Raw genomic sequence first — 6,258 nt, forward strand, 5'->3', positions numbered from 1 at the left:
CGCGGCCATGGGCTTCGCGCTGGAGGCCGCGGGCCTCGCGGGGCCCGACGACGTGCCCGTCGGCGCTGCGGTCCTCGCGCCCGACGGTGCCGTGCTCGCGCTCGCGGGGAATCGTCGGGAACAACTGGGCGATCCGACGGCCCACGCCGAGGTCCTCGCGCTGCGAGCCGCGGCGGCGCGGTTCGGCGACGGCTGGCGCCTCGGCGGCTGCACCCTCGCCGTGACCCTCGAGCCCTGCGCGATGTGCGCGGGAGCGCTCGTCTCGGCGCGGATCGAGCACCTCGTGTTCGGTGCCTTCGAGCCGAAGACCGGGGCCGTGGGCTCGGTCTGGGACGTGGTCCGCGATCCGCGCGTCACGCATCGGGTGACGGTGCGCGGCGGTGTCCGCGAGGCCGAGTGCGCTGCCCTGCTGACCGGCTTCTTCACCCCGCACAGGCCTTGACCTGCCGATTTAACGCCTGAGACGTCTTCCGGTAAAGTTTCGCGACGGTGGCGTGTCCGAGCGGCCGAAGGTGCAGCACTCGAAATGCTGTGTGCGGTAACCCCGTACCGAGGGTTCAAATCCCTCCGCCACCGCCACAGGGAATGCCCCGTGACCTGCAGTAACGCAGTTCGCGGGGCATTTCTCGTTCGTGCCGCATCAACGTCCTTCCCTGCGCGACTGCCTGCTCAAGCGTTGGTCCGCGCGGCGCTCGCTTCCGACATGCCACGGTCGTGCGATGACTGCGCCACGGGAGACGACGCTCGGGTGCGCACTCGTCGGATCGGCCGCCGCAACCACCACTCGCAGATGCCGAGTGCGATCAGCCAGCTCGGCAGCGCGACGATGGCCGGCCCCCAGGCGTTGAGGAAGGACTCCGGCACTCCGGCGAGGTCGAGGACGAGGAAGGCCACCGGCCCCAGGATCCGGTTGATGATCACCGAGTACATGAGCGCAGCGCTGCGCGTCATCCAGCGCCGGTGGGCGGGCACGTCACCGCCGACGATCGCGCGCACGCCGAGGGCGGTGAACAGCAGCATGAGTGAGCCGAGGGTCACGTTGGACACGGCGTTGACGGGCCCGAACGGCGTGACGGTCCCGATCGCGATGGCCGCGAGCCCCACGGGCAGCGCGCACGCCACGTAGATCCGGCCCGCGATCCAGTGGTAGCGCGCGAACCAGCGCCGTCCGAGCTGGATCAGCCCGGCGAGCATCGCGACGGACCCGAGCAGGATGTGCCCGACGAGCAGTCCGTAGTACCAGTCCGGTTGCTGCTCGAGCGGGATACGGCTCCCGCCCGTGAGATAGGGCGGCAGTGCGTAGGCGAGGAATACCAGCACGATGAGAGCGCCGACCAGCAGTTTCTTCATGGGCGTCACGCTAGGAGTGGTTGCCGCGCGCGTGGATCACCCGTAGGGGTGGCGCGGCGTAGTCCGCTCGGGTGAGGGGCGGTGTCGGCGGCGGTCAGTGCGCGCCGAAGAAGCCGATCGCCCTGTCCCCGTCGTCGCAGCGCGCGAGCATGCCGGGGGTCGTCGGAAAGGTGCAGTTCCAGCCCTCGACGGTGACGGGCTGTCCCGTCGCGATCTTCGGCCCGAACGCGGTGGCCACGCGCATCGCCTCGGCGCAGTCGACCTTGACGGTCCCGAGGGCGTGGACGTACAGGGCCCCGTCGGGGCCGCGGGTCTGCCCGCACATCTCGGCGCGGGTCTCCGCGGCGGCCACGGTCGTGGTGGCCGACGGTGCGGGGGCGGTGGACGAGTCGGAGGAGCTGCCGCAGCCGGCCAGGACGAGGCCGCACGCCGTGACGGCTGCGACGGCTGTGACAGGCGTTGCGAAGCGCTGAAGGGCGGTCATGCCCTGCACAGTACGCGTGCCTCGGTGGTGAGCCTCACGAAACTGCCGGTCAGCGACTTCATTGCGCGGATAGAAACCATCGGTACACTCGACAGCGACTCGTATCACGCAGCTCTCGCGCCTCGACGACTCGGAGTACCTCCATGGCATTGTTTCTGTACCGGGTGGGTAGGTTCGCCTACCTCAACCGATTCAAGGTCATCGCCGTGTGGCTGTTGCTGCTCGTCGGCATGGGGCTCGGCGCCGCGGCGCTGAGCAAGCCGACCGTCGACAACTTCTCGCTGCCCGACCTGCCCTCGGCGAAGGCCACGGACATCGTGTCCAAGAACTTCAGCGACAAGGGCGGGGACCCGTTCACCACGGCGTCAGCGACCATCGTCTTCCACGCCACTCAGGGCAAGCTGACGGATCCCGGTAATGCCGCCGGCATCGACAAGACGATCGCCGACATCAAGGCGCTCACGAAGGACGGCGACAACGGGCAGAAGGTCACGGTCGTCAAGGACCCGGAGCTGCTGCACAACCCCACCGTCGGACTCGACCCGAATAGTCTGACCGCGGATCAGAAGGCGCGGCTCGAGGCGATCGCCGCGCAGGGCAAGGACATCGCGTCCACCAAGACGCAGGCGCAGAAGGAGGCGGACGCGGCGGTCACCTCCTCGGTGAGTCCCGACGGCAAAACGGCGAAGATCACCGTCAACTTCGTCGACAAGGTCACCGAGCTGCCGAAGGACCTGTCGGACAACCTCAAGAAGGCCCGCGAGGCGGGCGCGGCCGCGTCGGGCGGCACCCTGCAGATCGAGGCCGACGGTTCCGCGGCGCGCGGGAACGCCGACATGGGTATGACCAGTGAGATCATCGGCATGATCGTCGCGGCGATCGTGCTCGTCATCACCTTCGCCTCGCTCGTCGCGTGGGGCCTGCCGCTGATCAACGCGATCATCGCCGTGCCGGTCGCGATTTGCGGCGTCATGATCGCGACGCACTTCGTGGAGCTCGGCACCTTCCCGACGGTGCTCACGTCGATGATCGGCCTGGCCGTCACCATCGACTACGCGCTGTTCATCGTCTCGCGGTACCGCCACGAACTGCGGCGCCTCGGCGCCACCACCCGGGAGCAGCGGGCCGAGGCCGCGGGCATCGCGGTGGGCACCGCCGGGTCGGCTGTCATCTTCGCGGGGCTGACGGTGATCATCGCGCTCGCCGCGCTGGCCTTCATCGGAATGGACTTCCTCGGCCAGATGGGCGTCGCCGCCGCGTGGGGCGTCGGCATCGCGGTGGTCGTCGCACTCACCCTGTTGCCCGCGATCCTCGGGCTGTTCGGCTCCAAGGTCTTCGCCGGCCGGGTCAAGGGCCTGCACCCGCAGGACACGGACGAGGGCGAGGGCCGAGTCGCCAACGGCCTGCGCTGGGCACACGTGGTGAAGAAGGTCCCCGTCGTCACCCTCATCGCCGGCGTTGCGGTGCTCGGCATCCTGGCGATCCCGATCAAGGACATGAAGACGGCGCTGCCCGGTTCGGGCATGAGCGAGAAGAGCACCTCGGAGCGCAAGGCCTACGACCTCATCTCTGAGGGCTGGGGCAAGGGCGCGAACGGCACCCTGCTCGTCGCGGTCGACGGTTCCGGGGCGAACCAGGACCAGCGGCTGCGTGCGTACGCCCAGATCGTGGACAAGATCAACACCGACCCGAGCATGTCGAAGCTGGTCGAGAACGCGCAGATCGCCGCGCTCGCGCCGGACAACAGCGCCGCGCAGATCATGGTCACCCCCAAGGGCGGGCCGAACGATCAGGACACCAAGGACCTGGTGGACAAGCTCCGCGCCCTGCCGAACGGCACGAACGGCACCGTCAGTCGCCTGGGCGTCGACCTCGGCGTGGCGGGCAACACCGCTATCGAGATGGATATCTCGGACAAGCTCGGCACGGCGCTGTGGATCTACGTGGCCATCGTGGTCGGTCTGGCGTTCCTCCTGCTCCTCATCGCGTTCCGCTCGATCCTGGTGCCCCTCACCGCGGTGCTCGGCTTCCTGCTGTCCGTGGTGGCCACCTTCGGCGTGACCTCGGCGATCTTCACGGACGGCGCGCTCGGACTCATCGACAACACCCAGCCGCTGGTGTCCTTCCTGCCGATCTTCCTGGTGGGCATCGTGTTCGGCCTGGCGATGGACTATCAGGTGTTCCTGGTCTCGCGGATGCGAGAGGAGTTCGTGCACACCGGCGACGCCACGGGCGCCACGATCACCGGCGTGCAGTACGGCGCCCGCGTGGTCACCGCCGCGGCGATCATCATGATCTCGGTGTTCGCCTCGTTCATCCTCAACGAGCAGGTGTTCATCAAGGAGATCGGCTTCGGCCTCGCGGCCGCGGTCCTGCTGGATGCCTTCGTGGTCCGGATGGTGATCATCCCGTCGGTCATGATGCTGCTCGGCAGGTCGGCGTGGTGGCTGCCGAAGTGGCTCGACAGGATCCTGCCGAACGTCGACATCGAGGGCGAGGCGCTCGTCGCGATGCTCGGCCGTTCGGATGCGGCGGCCGACACCGTGGCCATCCCCGCCCCGGCGACCGCCGAGATCCCGGTGCCCACGGAACAACTCGTCGCTGCCGGCCCCACCGACGTGTACGCCCGGGGCAAGGCTCGGGTGCAGCAGCTCAACGGGGGCGACGGAGCCGACACCAACGGCCGCAACGGGCACGCGAACGGCCTCGCGCGCCCCTCGGACGCGCCCACCGGGCCCGCCCCCCTGGTCCCGCCCGCGAAGGACGAGCCGGTCACCGTCGAACAGGCCGCGCACGCCCAGGCGCCCGAGCCCACCGTGCAGGACACGGGCGAGTACCCGGTGGCACGGCCCGGTGTTCCGCGTCCCGAGCAGACGACGACGGGGCCGATCGTCGGACGTCCGCGGGGCGACCGGACCGTCGACGAGATCGCCCAGCTGCGTGAGCAGAACAAGGTGATCGCGGCGGAGCTGAGTGCGCTGCGGTCGGACTACCGGTCCATGGCGAGCCGGACGCGCCTGCAGAGCGAGCACATCAGCGACCCCACGCGTTTCGACATCGACGGACGCCTCGAGGGGCCCGACGGTCCGCTGGGGCGCGCCGGCCGGCTGCTCACGCCGCACGGTGAGATCCTCACGCCCGCCTTCATTCCCGTGGGCACCAAGGCCACGGTGAAGACGGTGCTGCCGGAGGCGGTCTCGGAGCTGGGGGCGCAGGCGGTGCTCGCGAACGCGTACCACCTGTACCTGCAGCCCGGTCCGGACATCGTCGAGCAGGCCGGCGGGCTCGGGAAGTTCATGAACTGGGACGGCCCGACCTTCACCGATTCCGGTGGCTTCCAGGTGATGTCGCTCGGTTCGGGGTTCAAGAAGGTCATCGACATGAACGGCGGGGAGGAGCTCCAGGGCGATGACGCGATCGCGGAGGGCAAGGACCGCCTCTCGCGCGTCGACGACGACGGTGTCACCTTCCGCAGTCATATCGACGGTACCGAGCACCGGTTCACGCCCGAGGTGTCGATGCAGATCCAGCATCAGCTGGGCGCCGACATCATCTTCGCCTTCGACGAGCTCACCACCCTGCACAATTCCCGTGCGTACCAGGTGGAGTCGCTGGAGCGCACCCGCCTGTGGGCGCGCCGCTGCCTGTCCGAGCACAACTGGCTCACGGCGCAGCGCCGCGACGCGATCTCCCTGTGGGGCGTCGTGCAGGGTGCGCAGTACGAGGACCTGCGGCGCAAGGCGGCGCGGGATCTGCGCGCGCTGAGCGACGAGGACCGGCTCTCGGGCGGTCTCGGGTTCGGCGGTTACGGCATCGGCGGCGCCTTGGAGAAGGCGAACCTGTCGACGATCGTGCGCTGGGTGAACCAGGAGCTGGAGGAGGACAAGCCGAAGCACCTGCTGGGCATCTCGGAGCCGGACGACATCTTCGCCGCGGTCGAGCAGGGCATCGACACCTTCGACTGCGTGTCCCCGTCGCGGGTGGCGCGCAACGGCGCGATCTACTCGCTGGACGGCCGCTACAACGTCACCAATTCGCGGTTCAAGACGGACTTCCGGCCGCTGGACCCGGAGACCGAGAACTTCACCTCGCAGTACACCCGCGCGTACATCCATCACCTGTTCAAGGCGAAGGAGGGGCTCGCGGCCACGCTCGCGACGATTCACAACGAGCAGTTCATCGTCTCGCTGGTCGCCAAGATCCGGCAGTCGATGCTCGACGGCACGTACTGGGAGTTCAAGGAGGAGTTCCTGGGCCGCTACTACCGCGGCACCCAGCACCACCTCGCCAAGTCCGACTAGTGGCGCGGGTTTGAAGTTGTTGGACGGTTCGCCTTCTCGAGGATCTGTTCGGCGGTCTTGGTCCAGACGAACGGGTGGGCTCTGGGGTTCCAGCCGTCGATGAACGCTCGGATCTTGGTGTTG

At 68.7% G+C, this 6,258-nt stretch carries 4 protein-coding genes, 1 tRNA gene and 2 pseudogenes; 4 read left to right on the plus strand and 3 right to left on the minus strand.

Annotated elements, in window-relative coordinates:
• Positions 1-7 precede the first annotated feature (7 nt).
• Together HF999_RS19245 and HF999_RS19250 are read left to right on the plus strand one after the other, a co-directional pair.
• Positions 8-442: a nucleoside deaminase gene (locus HF999_RS19245; protein ID WP_168547434.1), complete on the plus strand. Its 435-nt coding sequence runs from the start codon at positions 8-10 to the stop codon at positions 440-442.
• 46 nt (positions 443-488) lie between these two features.
• Positions 489-579: transfer RNA gene (locus tag HF999_RS19250), tRNA-Ser, on the plus strand.
• A 90-nt stretch (positions 580-669) separates the two neighbouring features.
• Here HF999_RS19250 and HF999_RS19255 read toward each other — a convergent pair.
• Both HF999_RS19255 and HF999_RS19260 read right to left on the minus strand, forming a co-directional pair.
• Positions 670-1,350 (minus strand): DUF2306 domain-containing protein, encoded by a 681-nt coding sequence (locus HF999_RS19255; RefSeq protein WP_168547429.1) that lies wholly within the window; start codon positions 1,348-1,350, stop codon positions 670-672.
• Between the two features lie 94 nt (positions 1,351-1,444).
• Complete coding sequence (locus HF999_RS19260; RefSeq protein WP_246208110.1) at positions 1,445-1,834, minus strand: hypothetical protein; 390 nt, start codon at positions 1,832-1,834, stop codon at positions 1,445-1,447.
• Between the two features lie 230 nt (positions 1,835-2,064).
• Between HF999_RS19260 and HF999_RS19265 the strand changes: the two are divergent.
• Positions 2,065-4,275: pseudogene (locus HF999_RS19265) on the plus strand (MMPL family transporter); the annotation flags it as partial.
• A 591-nt stretch (positions 4,276-4,866) separates the two neighbouring features.
• Positions 4,867-6,135 carry a tRNA guanosine(34) transglycosylase Tgt gene (tgt, locus tag HF999_RS19270; RefSeq protein ID WP_376766505.1) on the plus strand — a complete coding sequence of 423 codons (1,269 nt, stop codon included), beginning with the start codon at positions 4,867-4,869 and terminating at the stop codon, positions 6,133-6,135.
• Here tgt and HF999_RS23185 read toward each other — a convergent pair.
• Positions 6,132-6,258: pseudogene (locus HF999_RS23185) on the minus strand (IS630 family transposase); the annotation flags it as partial. The gene tgt and the pseudogene HF999_RS23185 overlap by 4 nt on opposite strands.

The organism is Tsukamurella spumae, assembly GCF_012396015.1.
GTDB lineage: Bacteria > Actinomycetota > Actinomycetes > Mycobacteriales > Mycobacteriaceae > Tsukamurella > Tsukamurella spumae.